Origin of the sequence: Streptomyces sp. NPDC050485 (genome assembly GCF_044458185.1) — a bacterium.
GTDB lineage: Bacteria > Actinomycetota > Actinomycetes > Streptomycetales > Streptomycetaceae > Streptomyces.
In genome coordinates, this window is the sequence record NZ_JBITHR010000002.1 from 37,256 (window position 1) to 52,483 (window position 15,228).

Genomic DNA, 15,228 nt, shown 5'->3' on the forward strand with positions numbered 1-15,228 from the left:
AGCCACGGCTAGGGAGAGTACGCGCCACACGGCGCTCTTCTGTGTCGGCGCCGGGCAATGGGATCAAACGATCTACTACCATACGCACCCTCACCCCCCTAAGGCAAACCGAGTCCCCCTAAACCGGTCCCACCTGCGGCGATGCGGTCGGCTCCTTCTCCACCGCGGCCCCGCTGCGGCGCAGCGCGCTGTTGTGGGTGTCGGCTCCCGGGGTCGTGGACGGCGAGGGGTCCGGGGTCGGCGCCGGCGGGGTCGGCGAGGGGGGCGGCGGGGTCGGCGCCGGGCGGCTGGGCGAGGGCGGCGGCTGCGAGGGACCCCGCGAGGGCCTGGCCGGGCCGGGGCCGACCGGCTTCGGCGGGGCACCCACCGGCGGCGTGGCCGCACCCGGCGCCGCTGCGGACCCGCTGGGGCTGGGCGTTCCGGACGCCCCTTCGGGCTCCTTCGGGTCGTGCTTGCCGGTACGCCCCCGGTACGCCTCGGGCGCCCCCTTGCCGCCGCCGGACCTGGCCCCCTCGCCGTGCTGCCCGGCCGGCGCCGAGGGCTTCGGCCTGCCCCCGTTGTCGCTCACGCTCATGCAGCCCGCCGACGCCGTGAGCACCAGGACGGTCACGGCCAGCTCGGCCAGGCGGACAGGGGTGGTCAACTGGCGCACGGGGGGCACCTCCGGGACACGGGGAGCAGCGGGGTCGTACTTCCCAACTCCCGCGCCCCCACCAGGGACACGCCCGGGCCGCACCCGGCTTGCCCCCGACATTCGTCCGAGCCACGTCAAAAACCCCGGCCGGGGCCTTGGCCGGACTGGCCGGCCTCACCCAGCCGGACCTCACCCGCCGCCGAGCTCACCCATACCCGTACCCGGTCTCACCCGTACCCGAGCGCGTGCAGCCGTTCGTCATCGATGCCGAAGTGGTGGGCGATTTCATGAACCACCGTCACTTCCGTCTCGGCGACCACTTCCTCGCGCGTCTCGCACATCCGCAGCGTCGGGCCCCGGTAGATGGTGATCCGGTCGGGGAGCACACCGGCGTACCACTCGCCGCGGTCGGTGAGCGGGGTCCCCTCGTAGAGGCCGAGCAGCTCGGGGTGGTCCGCGGCGGGCTCGTCCTCGACGAACACCGCGACGTTGTCCATCAGCCGCGTCAGCTCCGGCGGGATCCGGTCCAGCGCCTCGCCGACCAGTTCCTCGAACTCCTCGCGCGTCATCTCCAGCACCCGCCCATTGTCGGTCACACACCGGCACACGGGCGCGTCCTCAGGGCACCCGGCTGAAGGGGAACCAGCCTTGAGCGGCCCGTGATCTATTCGGTTTGGCCGTCCGCCCAGCGCCGTGTAAAGTCTTGACCTGCCCAAGGGCAACGGTCAGGGCTTGACCGTCCCGAGACCACACGGTCGAAGGAAAAGCCGAACCCTCCGGGGGAAAGCGGAGTCACATGCTTCTCACGTCCTCGGGGCTCGCACCCGGGAAACTTTAAGAAGCAAGGCAGTACTGGTCAGTTAGCCCTCATCGTCTAGTGGCCCAGGACGCCGCCCTTTCAAGGCGGTAGCACGGGTTCGAATCCCGTTGGGGGCACGCAACATCGTGTGAGACACTGTTTCACACAACAGCTTGGTCCTGTGGAGCAGTTTGGAGTGCTCGCCACCCTGTCAAGGTGGAGGCCGCGGGTTCAAATCCCGTCAGGACCGCTGGTGTTTCACGTGAAACACCGTGGCTGGGTAGCTCAGTTGGTACGAGCGATCGCCTGAAAAGCGATAGGTCGCCGGTTCGACCCCGGCCCCAGCCACCACCCGAAAGCCCCGACCGATCCGGTCGGGGCTTTCGCCGTACCCGGGCGGGACCCGCCCCCTGGGCGGGCCCCCTCGGCTCAGGTTTCCTCCGGCGCGCGGGTCCGGCCCCGCCAGCCCCGTACGCCCAGAACCAGTGCGGCCAGCGCCACCAGGCCCACCAGCAGGGCCCAGTCCGGGACCGCGTCGCCGATGCTCTTGGTCCACTCCTCCACCGCGTACGAGTCGTCGACGTCGAGCAGGCCGGGCAGGGCCGTCGCGCCGTCGTACGCGAGGAACAGCGCGCCCAGGGCGATGAAGAACAGGCCCGACAGCAGTGACGTGGTGTGGAGTTCGAAGCGGCCCAGCTTCACGGCCCTGCCGCGCAGCCACCTGCGGCCGCCCAGTTCGAAGCGCTCCCAGAGCAGGGCCAGGAGGAACAGCGGGACCGCCATGCCCAGCGCGTACACCGCGAGCAGCAGGCCGCCGTAGACCGGGCTGCCGCTCACCGCCGCGACGGTGAGGACGCTGCCCAGGATCGGCCCCGCGCAGAAGCCCGCGAGACCGTAGACCGCGCCCAGCGCGTACACGGAGAGGGCGGTCGTGGGGCGGATCTTCCCCGAGAGCTCCGTCATGCGGCGGCTCGCGAAGCCCATGCCCACGATCTGGGCGAGACCCAGCGCGATGATCAGCCAGCCGCCGATCAGGACCAGCTGGTCCCGGTGGCCGTAGAAGAGCCGCCCCGCGTACGAGCCCGCCGCACCCAGCGGGACGAGGGTGGTCGCCAGTCCCGCGTAGAAGATGCCGGTGCGGGCGAGCAGCTTGGTGCGGCTGGAGATGGAGTACGCGAAGAACGCGGGCAGGAGCAGCGCGCTGCACGGGCTGAGGAGCGCGAGGAGACCGCCGAGGAAAGCGGCCAAGTAGCCGATGTCCGGGGTCACTTCTTCGCCGCCGCCTTCGCCGCGGCGTCGATGGCCTGGGCGAACGAGTCCATCGGCTGGGCGCCCGCGAGCGGGGTGCCGTTGATCAGGAAGGAGGGGGTCGAGCTCGCGCCCAGGCCGTACGCCTCGTCCTGGTCCTTCTTCACCGCCGCCTTGGCCGCGTCACCGTCGAGGTCGGCCGCGAAGCGGGCCGCGTCCGGCACGCCGGCCTCCTTGGCGAGCTCCTTGAGGCGGTCCGCGCCGAACCCCTTCTCCTTCGAGCCCTCCGCGTACGCCGCCGCGTGGAACTGCCAGAACCTCCCCTGCTGCCCGGCCGCCCAGGCCCCGCGCGCGGCGGCCTCCGACTCGGCGCCGAAGATCGGGAAGTTGCGCCACTCGATGCGCAGGGTGCCGTTGTCGACGTACTTCTTCACCAGCTGCGGCTCGGTGTCGCGGGCGAACTTCCCGCAGTACGAGCACTTGAAGTCGGCGTACTCGATCATCACGACGGGCGCGTCCGCGCGGCCCTGGGCCAGCGGGTCCTTGGCGTCGCGGCGGGCCAGTTTCGTCAGCTCGGGGTGGGTGTCGGCGGGCGCGTCGGCGGCGGCGGAGTCGTTGACCGCGGGCTTGGGGTCCGGGGAGGTCGCCTGGTAGGAGGCGATTCCGAGGACGGCGGCCGCGGCCACCACGGCCGCCCCGATCAGAAACGGCTTCCGGGACTTGGCGGGCGACGCCGTGCCGGGCTTGCGGGCCTTCGTCGACTGCGCGGCCTTGGCGGTCTTCGTGTTCTTCGTGGACTTCGTGTTCTTGGGCATGCGGGAACTCCGGTGCGTACGAATGGCGCGTACGAGAAAGACGCGTACGGGAAAGGGACGGGCGGTCGCCGGGTGGGGCGGACCGGCCGTCTAGACCCGGAGCACCGAGAGTTCGACGGGGGAGGGTGCGGCGAGCGTCGGCCCGCGCGCCGGCGGGTTGCGGTGCGCCGCGTAGAGCCCGCACAGGGCGGCCGGTGCGATGCGGTCCTCCAGGACCGGCGCCTGGTCGTGGGCGGTGCGGGCGCGGACCGGCGCGGCGGGCTCGGAACCCTCGTTCTGGCCGCGCTTCTTGCAGCCGGGCGTGGCCGGACCGTCCGTGAACGCGGGAGCCGACGCCTTCTGCGCCGGTACGCCACCGGGCGCCGCCGAAGCCGTCGGGGCCGGCCCGCACAGCGCCACCGCGAGCACCCCGAGCACCATCACCAGCACCGCGGTGAGGCGGCGGCGCGGGGCACGGGAGCGGGGCATGCCCGAAATGGTACGGGGTGTTCACCACGTGACACCGAAATGCGTTCGCCACTCGTCCGCGGCGGGTGAGATCCTGAATCAGGTATGTCTACTTCCTTCGCCGATCTCCAGACGCTGCTCGACGGGTCCTCGCTGCGCGACGCCCACCGGCTCGGCCGCCGTCTCGAAGGCGCCCGCCGCATCCGCAAGCCCGAGGCCCGGCAGGCCGTGCTCGACGAGATCGCCGCCGAGGCCCAGCGGTCCGCCGAGCGCATCGCCCGGCGGTCCGCCCGCATGCCCGAGGTCACGTACCCCGAGCAGCTCCCGGTCAGCCAGAAGAAGGAGGACATCCTTCAGGCGATACGCGACCACCAGGTCGTGATCGTCGCGGGCGAGACCGGCTCCGGCAAGACCACCCAGATCCCCAAGATCTGCATGGAGCTGGGCCGCGGGGTGCGCGGGATGATCGGGCACACCCAGCCCCGCCGGATCGCGGCCCGCACGGTCGCGGACCGGATCGCCGAGGAGCTGAAGACCCCGCTCGGCGAGGCGGTCGGCTGGAAGGTCCGCTTCACCGACCAGGTGAACCAGGACGCGACCTTCGTGAAGCTGATGACGGACGGCATCCTGCTCGCCGAGATCCAGACGGACCGCGAGCTGCGCGCCTACGACACGATCATCATCGACGAGGCCCACGAGCGGTCCCTCAACATCGACTTCCTGCTCGGCTATCTGGCTCAGCTGCTGCCCAAGCGCCCCGACCTCAAGGTCGTCATCACCTCGGCGACCATCGACCCGGAGCGCTTCTCGCGCCACTTCGGCGACGCGCCCATCGTGGAGGTCAGCGGGCGTACGTATCCCGTCGAGGTGCGCTACCGCCCCCTCCTCGAAGAGGACAGCGACGACAGCGACCGCGACCAGATCACCGCGATCTGCGACGCGGTGGACGAGCTCCAGTCCGAGGGCCCCGGCGACATCCTGGTCTTCCTCTCCGGCGAGCGCGAGATCCGCGACACCGCGGACGCGCTGATCAAGAAGAACCTCAGGTCGACGGAGGTGCTCCCGCTCTATGCGCGGCTCTCCCACGCCGAGCAGCACCGCGTCTTCCAGCAGCACGCCGGCCGCCGGATCGTGCTCGCCACGAACGTCGCCGAGACCTCCCTCACCGTCCCGGGCATCAAGTACGTCATCGACCCCGGCACCGCCCGCATCTCGCGCTACAGCCACCGCACCAAGGTGCAGCGGCTGCCGATCGAGCCGGTCAGCCAGGCCAGCGCCAACCAGCGCAAGGGCCGCTGCGGCCGTACGTCCGACGGCATCTGCATCCGCCTGTACAGCGAGGACGACTTCGTCACCCGGCCGGAGTTCACCGACGCGGAGATCCTCCGGACGAACCTGGCCTCCGTCATCCTCCAGATGACCGCGGCCGGCCTCGGCGACATCGAGAAGTTCCCCTTCATCGATCCGCCGGACCACCGCAACATCCGCGACGGCGTCCAACTCCTCCAGGAACTGGGCGCGTTGGACCCGACGGAGAAGGATCCGAAGAAGCGCCTTACGCAGCAGGGGCGGAAGCTGAGCCAGCTCCCCGTCGACCCGCGCCTGGCCCGGATGGTCCTGGAGGCCGACCGCAACGGCTGCGTACGCGAGGTCATGGTGATCGCCGCCGCGCTCTCCATCCAGGATCCGCGCGAGCGGCCGAGCGAGAAGCAGGCGCAGGCCGACCAGCAGCACGCCCGCTTCAAGGACGAGACCAGCGACTTCCTGGCCTTCCTCAACCTGTGGCGGTACGTCCGCGAGCAGCAGAAGGAGCGCGGCTCCTCCAGCTTCCGCCGGATGTGCAAGCAGGAGTACCTGAACTTCCTGCGCATCCGCGAGTGGCAGGACATCTACTCGCAGCTGCGTACGGTCGCCAAGACCATGGGCATCCACCTCAACGAGGAGGATGCCCCCGAGCAGTCCGTCCGCATCTCCCTGCTCGCCGGTCTGCTCTCGCACATCGGGCTCAAGGACACCGACAAGAACGAGTACCTGGGCGCCCGCAGCGCCAAGTTCGCGATCTTCCCGGGCTCGGCGCTCTTCAAGAAGCAGCCCAAGCTCGTCATGTCGGCGGAGCTGGTGGAGACCTCACGGCTGTGGGCGCGGGTCAACGCGAAGATCGAGCCGGAGTGGATCGAGCCGCTCGCCCAGCACCTGGTCAAGCGCACCTACAGCGAGCCGCACTGGGAGAAGGACCAGGCCGCGGTGATGGCGTACGAGCGCGTGACGCTGTACGGCGTGCCGATCGTGGCGAACCGCAAGGTGAACTACGGCCGCATCGACGCCGAGGCGTCCCGCGAGCTGTTCATCCGCAACGCCCTCGTGGAGGGCGACTGGCGCACGCACCACAAGTTCTTCGCCGACAACCGCAAACTCCTCACCGAGGTCGAGGAGCTGGAGCACCGCGCCCGCCGCCGCGACATCCTGGTGGACGACGAGACGCTGTACGACTTCTACGACCAGCGGGTGCCCGAACACGTCGTGTCCGGCGCGCACTTCGACTCCTGGTGGAAGCACAAGAAGCGCGACGAGCCCGAACTCCTCGATTTCGAGCGCGAGATGCTCATCAACGAGAAGGCCGGGGCGGTCACCAAGGACGACTATCCGGACTCCTGGCGCCAGGGCCCGCTGAAGTTCCGGGTGACCTACCAGTTCGAGCCGGGCGCGGACGCGGACGGCGTGACCGTGCACGTACCGCTCCAGGTCCTGAACCAGGTCACCGACGAGGGCTTCGACTGGCAGATCCCCGGTCTGCGCGAGGAGGTCGTCACGGAGCTGATCCGTTCCCTCCCCAAGCCGATCCGCCGCCATTACGTGCCGGCGCCGAACTACGCCTCGAAGTTCCTGGAGCGGGCGGTGCCGTCGGCCTCTGGCCGCCAAATGTCGCAGCAGGAGCCGCTCCCGGTCACCCTCGCCCGGGAACTCCAGCGCATGGTGGGCGTCCCGGTCACCGCCGACGACTTCGACCTGAGCCGCGTCCCGGACCACCTGAAGATCACCTTCCGGATCGTCGACGAGCGGCGCCGCAAGCTCGCCGAGGACAAGGACCTGGAGGCGCTCAAGCTGCAGCTGCGCCCGAAGGCCCGTCAGGCCCTCTCCCAGGCCGCCGCGGCGACCGCGGGTCCCTCGGGCGAGTCCATCGAGCGCTCGGGCCTCACGGAGTGGACGATCGGCACCCTGACGAAGGTCTTCGAGACCCGGAGGGCCGGCCAGCCGGTGAAGGCCTTCCCCGCGCTCGTCGACGCGGGCGAGACCGTCTCCGTACGGCTCTTCGACACCGAGGCCGAGCAGCAGCAGGCGATGTGGCGCGGCACCCGGAAGCTGATCCTCCTGAACATCCCGGTGAACCCCGCGAAGTTCGCCTCGGACAAGCTCACCAACCAGCAGAAGCTCGCCCTGTCCCGCAATCCGCACGGCTCGATCCAGGCGCTCTTCGACGACTGCGCGACGGCGGCGGCGGACAAGCTGATCGCGGACCACGGGGGCCCGGCCTGGGACGAGGAATCGTTCCGCAAGCTGTACGACAAGGTCCGCGCGGACCTTGTGGACGCGACGGTGCGGACCGTCGGCCAGGTCCAGCAGATCCTGGCCGCCTGGCAGGCCTGTGAGCGCCGCCTGAAGGCCACCAGCAGCCTGACCCTGGTCGGCAACGTCACGGACGTACGCGACCAGCTGGCGGTCCTCGTGCCGTCCGGCTTCGTCACGAAGACGGGGCTGCGCCGCCTGCCCGACCTGATGCGCTACCTGGTCGCGGTGGACCGCCGGCTCCAGCAGATGCCGACGGCCGTCCAGCGCGACACCACGCGCATGGAGAAGGTCCACGAGATGCAGGACGAGTACGCGTGGCTGCTTGAGCAGTTGCCGCAGGGCCGGCCGGTGCCGCAGCAGGTCCTGGACATCCGCTGGATGATCGAGGAGCTGCGGGTGAGCTACTTCGCGCACGCGCTGGGCACCGCGTACCCGGTCTCCGACAAGCGCATCGCGAAGGCGATCGACGCGGCGGCGCCGTAGCGCGGGCATCGCTGTGAGTGAGTTCGACCTGACCCGCTGACCTGCTGTACAGTCTGTTTCGCAGCCAAGCGCCAACGGGCTGCGAAACAAGGTCCTGTGGAGCAGTTTGGAGTGCTCGCCACCCTGTCAAGGTGGAGGCCGCGGGTTCAAATCCCGTCAGGACCGCAGTAGGCCGAAGCCCGCATCCGCGCTGGATGCGGGCTTCGGTGTTCTCGGCGCAGCCCGCCAGGCCGCGCCCCCGCGGCGGAGCCGCGAAACGACACAGCAAATCCCGTCAGGACCGCAGCAATTGAAGCCCCGCTTCCGGTAACGGAAGCGGGGCTTCAGCGCTTTCCCGGGAGCTTCCGTCTTGACGGGGGCACCTGCCGCCGGTACCCCTGCAAGGAGGGGAGGCCGGGCCCTCCCCAGGAGGTGGCGCATGACCGGGTCGTCGAGGCACGAGACGCGGGCGCTGCTGCGCGCCCACCTGGCGGCCGCTTCGGGCTACCGCCACCTCACCCGCCACTGCCCGGTCTGCCACCGGCTGCTGCGGCTCGCCATGGACCCCGCCGAGGCCGCGCACCCCGAGGACGAAAGACCCTCCAAGCGGTGACCATTGGCGGGCCGGCGACCGCCCCGGCAGTGGCAGGCTCTAACAAGAGGAGCCTTGACGGTGTGACGGGAGTCACGGAATGAGTTTCCGGAACGGGTGAACTTACACACCTCATACAACGCTCCCATTTAATATGTGCAATTGCACCACCTCGAACGGTGGCCGGTGCGAGCCGGCGGAATTCCCCCCTCCGCAGTGACCGCCGAATGGCCGCCAGCCGGCCCGGGGAGCTGCCGGACGTGCCGGACAAGCCCGGACATAAAAAGATCGCGCTGGACCCGGCGGAGTCCAGCGCGATCAACGACGCGGCCCGTTGGGGCGGGCATGCGTCATGTGGAGCTATAGGCGGGCCTGGCCGGGGTGGGGGCCCCGGTACGCCCGGATTATTGGGGTGTTGTTCAGGCCTCGCTGCGCTGCTGCGGAATACCCGCCAGCAGTGCGCGGACCTCTGCCTCGCGGTACCGGCGATGCCCACCCAGCGTGCGGATGGACGTGAGCTTGCCAGCCTTGGCCCAGCGGGTCACCGTCTTCGGGTCCACGCGGAACATCGTGGCGACCTCAGCCGGGGTCAGCAGCGGCTCGGCATCAGGGGTGCGAGCGGTCATGAGCGGCCTCCTCGGGAGAACCGAACCTTCTCGGTTCTTTCCTCTAAATTCTGCACCTTGACCCGCGTTGCCCGAAATGGCGGACGCGAGCCGAGTCGGTTATAGGACGAACGGCTTGTCCTCGGCACTACAACTACACCATCCGTCCAGCCACGTCGGCCAAACCGATGGAATTGCCCTCCCAGGTGTTCATCAGCGACGGAAGCCGATGGACCATGCCATAGCGGACAGTCACGCCACAGTGACGATCAGTCACAGAGCGATCAGGAGTCGTCAGACCCCCCATAGCGAGCAATACCGAGCAATCCGCCCTTAGTTGGGCGGAAGGGATCCTCCCCGGACCCCTTGTCCTATTTTGGCACGAGGGTGGGGTCTGGGCGCAAGGGTGAGATAAGTGCGTTCCGTCACGCTTGAGGCAAAGGCCCGTATCAGGACCTACGTCCCGAGGCAAACACGCGAAGGCCCCTCAGAAAGGGACCCACGGCCTCAGTTGGCCATCCGGCGCTCCTTGACGACCCGCCAGCGCTCCGTGAAGCGGCTGTACGCCTCCTCCGCGCCCGCCTCGTCACCGGCCCGCAGTGCGGCGACCCCTTCGGCGACATCGGCCGCCGAGCGGTCCGCCTCCAGACTCGCCGGAGGAAGAGCGTGCACCAGACCGCCGTAGTCCAGCTCGACCATCGAGCGCGGATGGAATTCCTCCAGCCACCGCCCGACATCCACCAGGCCCTCGGTCAGCGGCCCCTCGTCGATGTGGTCCCGCACCGCCTTGAGCGACCTGGCCAGGCGCCGGCGGGCCTGGACCATCGGGGTGCGGTAACGCAGCACGGGCGCCGCCGCGCCCTTACCTCGGACATACTCCCGCTCTTCATCCGAAAAGACTGTGAACCAGCTCACAGGAATGTGCCAAACACTGGTCAAGATCCAGGGCCGGGCGTCCGGGTTCCTCTCCCGCCAGCGCTCGTAGTCGGCCGCGGCCTGCCGGCGCACCACCTCGGGCAGCAGCGCGTCGAGCACCGGCGCCGGGAACTGGCCCTCCAGACCCTCCAGCGCCTGCCAGCCGCGCAGCCGGGTCCGCCACGGGCAGACGCACACCACCCCGTCGACCTCCGCCACGAAGGCGTCCGCGCTCTCGTGCACCGGCACCGGGACCGGCGGCGTGGGCACCAAGTCGGCCAGCGCGCGCCGGAGTTCGTCCTGGGCGGTTGGGGTGCGCCCGCGCTCGGCGTAGCGCAGCCAGTGGTCGCGTTCCGGTTCGGGAAAGGCGGCCAGCGGCTCGTACACCCGCAGGTAGGACGCGTACGGAACGATCAGCGAGGACACCAGCGCCATGTGCCGCATCGTCCCACGGGTGCGCGCCCGTGCGCGCCCGCGGGGGTGATCCTCAGCACTGCGCCTGATCTACGGCCGCGTAGGACTTAATCTGCTCCACAACCAGGCCCGCCACCACCCACCGGCGGGCCGCCAACCGCCGCTTCGTACTTGGGAGTCACCACCGTGACCGATGTGACCGGCGCCGATGACGTACTGCACACCCTGTTCCGCTCCGACCAGGGCGGCCACGAACAGGTCGTGCTGTGCCAGGACCGAGCCAGTGGGCTCAAGGCAGTCATCGCGATCCACTCCACCGCCCTGGGCCCGGCCCTGGGCGGGACGCGCTTCTACCCGTACGCGACCGAGGCGCAGGCCGTCGCCGACGCCCTCAACCTCTCGCGGGGCATGTCGTACAAGAACGCCATGGCCGGGCTCGACCACGGTGGCGGCAAGGCCGTCATCATCGGTGACCCCGACACCATCAAGAGCGAGGAACTCCTGCTGGCCTACGGCCGGTTCGTGGCCTCCCTCGGCGGGCGTTACGTGACGGCCTGCGACGTCGGCACCTACGTCGCCGACATGGACGTCGTGGCGCGCACCTGCCAGTGGACCACCGGCCGCTCCCCCGAGCACGGCGGCGCGGGCGACTCGTCGGTGCTCACCGCGTTCGGCGTCTTCCAGGGCATGCGGGCCTCCGCCCAGCACCTGTGGGGCGACCCGACGCTGCGCGGCCGCAAGGTGGGCGTGGCGGGCGTCGGCAAGGTCGGCCGCCACCTGGTGGAGCACCTGCTCGCGGACGGCGCCGAGGTCGTGATCACGGACGTCCGCGAGGAGTCGGTACGCACCATCACCGACCTGCACCCCGAGGTCGCCACCGCCGCCTCCACGGACGCCCTGATTCGTACCGGGGGGCTCGACATCTACGCCCCGTGCGCGCTCGGCGGCGCCCTGAGCGACGACAGCGTGCCGGTGCTCACCGCGAAGGTGGTGTGCGGCGCGGCCAACAACCAACTCGCGCACCCGGGCGTCGAGAAGGACCTCGCGGACCGCTCGATCCTGTACGCGCCCGACTACGTGGTGAACGCCGGTGGCGTGATCCAGGTCGCCGACGAGCTCCACGGCTTCGACTTCGAGCGCTGCAAGGCGAAGGCGGCGAAGATCTTCGACACCACGCTCGCCATATTCGCGCGTGCGAAGGAAGACGGCATTCCGCCGGCCGCCGCGGCCGACCGGATCGCCGAACAGCGGATGGCGGAGGCACGTCAACACTGAGCCTCGTAAGGGCCCGCCGACCGGGCTGAGAGACATGACTCACGCCGGTCGGCGGGTCGGGCGCCAATAAGAGGTTAAAATCGCGGTTGACCAGCGAGGACAGGGCTCTTTGTTGGTTCTGCCAAGTGGCGCGTCATGCGGGCGGCGTACCGTATGGCCGCGGAAGCAGGTACCGTTGAAGCCCTACGGACACGGTCTCTCCATGGAGAGTCCGTTCCGGATCATGAACGCGTGTCAAGACTCTGGGGCCGTCGAGCCCCGTCACCGAGGGGGTCGAGCCATGGGGCGCGGCCGGGCAAAGGCCAAGCAGACGAAGGTCGCCCGCCAGCTGAAGTACAGCAGCGGCGGGACTGACCTGTCGCGTCTGGCCAACGAGCTGGGCGCATCTACTCCGAACCCGACAGTGAGCCAACCGCCGAACGCGGAGCCACTGGAGGACGAGGAGGACGACCCGTACGCCCGCTATGCGGACCTGTACGGGAATGACGACGAAGACGAGGACGAAGAGTCCAGTCCGTCGTCGCAGCGCCGCGGCGCTTGACTTCGCTGATCCCGCTTCCGCAGCAGCCTTCGTTTCCGCTGCTCTGAGCACACCGACCCGGTCCGGGGCCTTCGCCCCAGACCGGGTTTCGTGCTGCCTGTAGCGGCTTACTTGCTGTAGTCACCGGTCAGCTCGGCGCCGTCGCGGTGGTCGCCCCGCTCCAGGATTTCACCCGCGACCCAGGCGTCCACGCCCCGGTCCGCGAGGGTCTGGAGCGCGACGTCGACCGAGCTCTCGGGGACGATCGCCATCATGCCGACGCCCATGTTGAGCGTCTTCTCCAGTTCGAGCCGCTCGACCCTGCCCGCCGTGCCGACGAGGTCGAAGACCGCGCCCGGCGTCCACGTCGAGCGGTCGACGGTGGCGTGCAGGTGGTCCGGGATGACCCGGGCCAGGTTGTTGGCAAGGCCGCCGCCGGTGATGTGGCTGAAACCGTGCACCTCGGTGGTGCGGGTCAGGGCCAGGCAGTCCAGCGAGTAGATCTTGGTGGGCTCCAGGAGCTCCTCGCCGAGCGTGCGGCCGAACTCCTCGACGTGCTGGTCCAGGGTCATCCCGGCCCGGTCGAACACCACATGACGTACGAGTGAGTACCCGTTCGAGTGAAGACCGGAGGACGCCATGGCGATGACCGCGTCACCCTCGCGGATGCGGTCCGCGCCGAGCAGCCGGTCGTACTCGACCACGCCCGTACCGGCGCCGGCGACGTCGAAGTCGTCGGGGCCGAGCAGGCCCGGGTGCTCGGCGGTCTCGCCGCCGACCAGCGCGCAGCCCGCCAGGACACAGCCTTCGGCGATGCCCTTCACGATGGCCGCGACCCGCTCGGGGTGGACCTTGCCGACGCAGATGTAGTCGGTCATGAACAGCGGCTCGGCGCCGCACACGACCAGGTCGTCCACGACCATGCCGACGAGGTCGTGGCCGATGGTGTCGTACACGCCCATCCGGCGGGCGAGGTCGACCTTCGTGCCGACGCCGTCGGTGGCGGAGGCGAGCAGCGGGCGCTCGTAGCGCTTGAGGGCCGAGGCGTCGAAGAGTCCGGCGAACCCGCCGAGGCCGCCGAGGACCTCGGGGCGCTTCGTCTTCTTCACCCACTCCTTCATCAGCTCGACGGCGCGGTCGCCCGCCTCGATGTCGACGCCCGCCGCGGCGTAGCTGGCACCAGTGCCCGAGTGCGGAGCACGCTGATCAGATTCAGCAGATGACATGGCTCTGGAGAACTTTCGTGTCGTACTGCAGGGTCTTACGGACGGCGCAGGGCGTCGGCGGCCGCGGTCGCGGCGGGGCCGGAGGCCAGCTCGGACTCCAGGAGCTGCTTGCCGAGCAGCTCGGGGTCGGGGAGCTCCATCGGGTACACGCCGTCGAAGCAGGCGCGGCAGAGGTTGTCCTTGGGGATCGTGGTCGCTTCGATCATCGCGTCGGTCGAGATGTACGAGAGCGAGTCGGCGCCCAGGGACGTGCCGATCTCCTCGATGGTCATGCCGTTGGCGATCAGCTCCGCGCGGGTCGCGAAGTCGATGCCGAAGAAGCAGGGCCACTTCACCGGCGGCGACGAGATCCGGATGTGGACCTCGGCGGCGCCCGCCTCGCGGAGCATCTTCACCAGCGCGCGCTGGGTGTTGCCGCGGACGATCGAGTCGTCGACGACCACCAGGCGCTTGCCCCGGATGACTTCCTTCAGCGGGTTCAGCTTGAGCCGGATGCCGAGCTGGCGGATGGTCTGCGAGGGCTGGATGAAGGTACGGCCGACATAGGCGTTCTTCACCAGTCCCGAGCCGTACGGGATGCCGCTGGCCTCCGCGTATCCGACCGCGGCGGGGGTGCCGGACTCCGGAGTCGCTATCACCAGGTCGGCCTCGACCGGTGCTTCCTTGGCGAGACGGCGGCCCATTTCCACCCGGGAGAGGTAGACGTTCCGGCCGGCGATGTCGGTGTCGGGGCGCGCCAGATAGACGTACTCGAAGACACAGCCCTTGGGCTTCGCGTCTGCGAATCGGGACGTACGGAGTCCGTTCTCGTCGATGGCGACGAGCTCGCCCGGCTCGATCTCGCGGACGAAGCTGGCGCCGCAGATGTCGAGGGCGGCGGTCTCCGAGGCGACGACCCAGCCGCGCTCCAGGCGGCCGAGCACCAGCGGGCGGATGCCCTGCGGGTCACGGGCGCAGTAGAGGGTCTGCTCGTCCATGAAGACGAGCGAGAAGGCGCCTTGGACCTGCGGAAGGACCTGGGCGGCCGCCTCCTCGACGGTCAGCGGCTTGCCGTCGTCGTCCGTCTGGCCCGCGAGCAGCGCGGTGATCAGGTCGGTGTCGTTGGTGGCAGCGACCTGGGTGGCGCGGCCGTTCTCCTTGGGCAGCTCGGCGACCATCTCCGCCAGCTGCGCCGTGTTCACCAGGTTGCCGTTGTGACCGAGAGCGATCGAGCCGTGGGCGGTCGCCCGGAAGGTCGGCTGAGCGTTCTCCCACACGGAGGCACCGGTGGTCGAGTAGCGGGCGTGACCGACCGCGATATGACCTTGGAGGGAACCGAGCGAGGTCTCGTCGAAGACCTGGGAGACAAGTCCCATGTCCTTGAAGACGAGGATCTGGGAGCCGTTGCTGACCGCGATGCCCGCGGATTCCTGGCCCCGATGTTGGAGGGCGTAGAGCCCGAAGTAAGTGAGCTTCGCGACCTCTTCACCCGGAGCCCAGACACCGAAGACGCCGCAAGCGTCCTGGGGGCCCTTCTCACCGGGGAGCAGGTCGTGGTTGAGTCGTCCGTCACCACGTGGCACGCCACCGAGTGTAGGCGAGATCGACCACTGGTCCGAATTGGGGATACCGACAGGTGGCCGCGACAGCCGCCTTTGTAGCTTTCGCGCCTCGGGCTCCGGCGGCGGACCTGCGCCGCCCCCGACACGGCGTCACCGCAGGTGGGCCCG

13 protein-coding genes and 4 tRNA genes are annotated in these 15,228 nt (G+C 69.6%); 8 read left to right on the forward strand and 9 right to left on the reverse strand.

Annotated features, from left to right (window positions below; translation table 11 throughout):
- Positions 1 to 118: 118 nt before the first annotated feature.
- Positions 119 to 652 carry a hypothetical protein gene (locus tag ACIBK6_RS03840; protein WP_399048521.1) on the reverse strand — a complete coding sequence of 178 codons (534 nt, stop codon included), beginning with the start codon at positions 650 to 652 and terminating at the stop codon, positions 119 to 121.
- Between the two features lie 209 nt (positions 653 to 861).
- Positions 862 to 1,212, reverse strand: coding sequence for a metallopeptidase family protein (locus ACIBK6_RS03845; protein WP_399048523.1), 351 nt, complete (start codon positions 1,210 to 1,212; stop codon positions 862 to 864).
- A 285-nt stretch (positions 1,213 to 1,497) separates the two neighbouring features.
- Here ACIBK6_RS03845 and ACIBK6_RS03850 point away from each other — a divergent pair.
- The 3 genes from ACIBK6_RS03850 (at position 1,498) to ACIBK6_RS03860 (ending at position 1,784) form a co-directional block, all read left to right on the forward strand.
- Positions 1,498 to 1,570, forward strand: a tRNA-Glu gene (locus ACIBK6_RS03850).
- 38 nt (positions 1,571 to 1,608) lie between these two features.
- Positions 1,609 to 1,683, forward strand: a tRNA-Asp gene (locus tag ACIBK6_RS03855).
- Positions 1,684 to 1,707: 24 nt separating this feature from the next.
- Positions 1,708 to 1,784 (forward strand) — tRNA-Phe (locus tag ACIBK6_RS03860).
- 78 nt (positions 1,785 to 1,862) lie between these two features.
- On the opposite strand, the gene ACIBK6_RS03865 is transcribed toward ACIBK6_RS03860, so the two are convergent.
- From ACIBK6_RS03865 to ACIBK6_RS03875, 3 genes are all read right to left on the reverse strand, one after another.
- Positions 1,863 to 2,702 (reverse strand): cytochrome c biogenesis CcdA family protein, encoded by an 840-nt coding sequence (locus tag ACIBK6_RS03865; protein WP_399048525.1) that lies wholly within the window; start codon positions 2,700 to 2,702, stop codon positions 1,863 to 1,865.
- On the reverse strand, positions 2,699 to 3,496 hold the full coding sequence (locus ACIBK6_RS03870) for a DsbA family protein (RefSeq protein WP_399048527.1): 798 nt from the start codon (positions 3,494 to 3,496) through the stop codon (positions 2,699 to 2,701). Before ACIBK6_RS03870 ends, ACIBK6_RS03865 begins: the two co-directional genes overlap by 4 nt.
- Positions 3,497 to 3,586: 90 nt before the next feature.
- The gene (locus ACIBK6_RS03875; protein ID WP_399048528.1) at positions 3,587 to 3,964 is read right to left on the reverse strand and encodes a hypothetical protein; all 378 of its coding nucleotides are present in this window, start codon (positions 3,962 to 3,964) and stop codon (positions 3,587 to 3,589) included.
- Positions 3,965 to 4,048: 84 nt separating this feature from the next.
- Between ACIBK6_RS03875 and hrpA the strand changes: the two genes are divergently transcribed.
- The 3 genes from hrpA (at position 4,049) to ACIBK6_RS03890 (ending at position 8,585) form a co-directional block, all read left to right on the forward strand.
- Positions 4,049 to 7,993, forward strand: coding sequence for an ATP-dependent RNA helicase HrpA (gene hrpA / locus ACIBK6_RS03880; RefSeq protein WP_399048530.1), 3,945 nt, complete (start codon positions 4,049 to 4,051; stop codon positions 7,991 to 7,993).
- A gap of 90 nt (positions 7,994 to 8,083) precedes the next feature.
- A tRNA-Asp gene (locus ACIBK6_RS03885) sits at positions 8,084 to 8,158 on the forward strand.
- 253 nt (positions 8,159 to 8,411) lie between these two features.
- Positions 8,412 to 8,585 (forward strand): DUF6274 family protein, encoded by a 174-nt coding sequence (locus tag ACIBK6_RS03890; RefSeq protein ID WP_399048532.1) that lies wholly within the window; start codon positions 8,412 to 8,414, stop codon positions 8,583 to 8,585.
- 398 nt (positions 8,586 to 8,983) lie between these two features.
- Here the strand turns inward: ACIBK6_RS03890 and bldC are convergent, their stop codons facing one another.
- Positions 8,984 to 9,190, reverse strand: a complete 207-nt coding sequence (gene bldC / locus ACIBK6_RS03895) for a developmental transcriptional regulator BldC (RefSeq protein ID WP_003949541.1) — start codon at positions 9,188 to 9,190, stop codon at positions 8,984 to 8,986.
- A 486-nt stretch (positions 9,191 to 9,676) separates the two neighbouring features.
- Positions 9,677 to 10,519, reverse strand: a complete 843-nt coding sequence (locus ACIBK6_RS03900) for a hypothetical protein (RefSeq protein ID WP_399048534.1) — start codon at positions 10,517 to 10,519, stop codon at positions 9,677 to 9,679.
- Between the two features lie 165 nt (positions 10,520 to 10,684).
- Between ACIBK6_RS03900 and ACIBK6_RS03905 the strand changes: the two genes are divergently transcribed.
- Both ACIBK6_RS03905 and ACIBK6_RS03910 read left to right on the forward strand, forming a co-directional pair.
- Entirely contained in the window at positions 10,685 to 11,773 is a 1,089-nt protein-coding gene (locus ACIBK6_RS03905; protein WP_399048535.1) for a Leu/Phe/Val dehydrogenase, read from the forward strand.
- 280 nt (positions 11,774 to 12,053) lie between these two features.
- Complete coding sequence (locus ACIBK6_RS03910; RefSeq protein ID WP_399048537.1) at positions 12,054 to 12,314, forward strand: DUF3073 domain-containing protein; 261 nt, start codon at positions 12,054 to 12,056, stop codon at positions 12,312 to 12,314.
- 107 nt (positions 12,315 to 12,421) lie between these two features.
- Here the strand turns inward: ACIBK6_RS03910 and purM are convergent, their stop codons facing one another.
- Positions 12,422 to 13,519 carry a phosphoribosylformylglycinamidine cyclo-ligase gene (purM, locus tag ACIBK6_RS03915; protein ID WP_399048539.1) on the reverse strand — a complete coding sequence of 366 codons (1,098 nt, stop codon included), beginning with the start codon at positions 13,517 to 13,519 and terminating at the stop codon, positions 12,422 to 12,424.
- Positions 13,520 to 13,554: 35 nt separating this feature from the next.
- Complete coding sequence (purF, locus tag ACIBK6_RS03920) at positions 13,555 to 15,081, reverse strand: amidophosphoribosyltransferase (protein ID WP_399048540.1); 1,527 nt, start codon at positions 15,079 to 15,081, stop codon at positions 13,555 to 13,557.
- Positions 15,082 to 15,228 lie beyond the last annotated feature (147 nt).

What these genes read in the sequence shown, in the direction of transcription:
- ACIBK6_RS03910 (WP_399048537.1), top strand. Translation starts at nt 12,054, where the DNA reads ATGGGGCGCGGCCGGGCAAAGGCCAAGCAGACGAAGGTCGCCCGCCAG.
- bldC (WP_003949541.1), bottom strand. Translation starts at nt 9,190, where the DNA reads ATGACCGCTCGCACCCCTGATGCCGAGCCGCTGCTGACCCCGGCTGAG.
- ACIBK6_RS03875 (WP_399048528.1), bottom strand. Translation starts at nt 3,964, where the DNA reads ATGCCCCGCTCCCGTGCCCCGCGCCGCCGCCTCACCGCGGTGCTGGTG.
- ACIBK6_RS03900 (WP_399048534.1), bottom strand. Translation starts at nt 10,519, where the DNA reads ATGGCGCTGGTGTCCTCGCTGATCGTTCCGTACGCGTCCTACCTGCGG.
- hrpA (WP_399048530.1), top strand. Translation starts at nt 4,049, where the DNA reads ATGTCTACTTCCTTCGCCGATCTCCAGACGCTGCTCGACGGGTCCTCG.
- ACIBK6_RS03870 (WP_399048527.1), bottom strand. Translation starts at nt 3,496, where the DNA reads ATGCCCAAGAACACGAAGTCCACGAAGAACACGAAGACCGCCAAGGCC.
- purM (WP_399048539.1), bottom strand. Translation starts at nt 13,519, where the DNA reads ATGTCATCTGCTGAATCTGATCAGCGTGCTCCGCACTCGGGCACTGGT.
- ACIBK6_RS03890 (WP_399048532.1), top strand. Translation starts at nt 8,412, where the DNA reads ATGACCGGGTCGTCGAGGCACGAGACGCGGGCGCTGCTGCGCGCCCAC.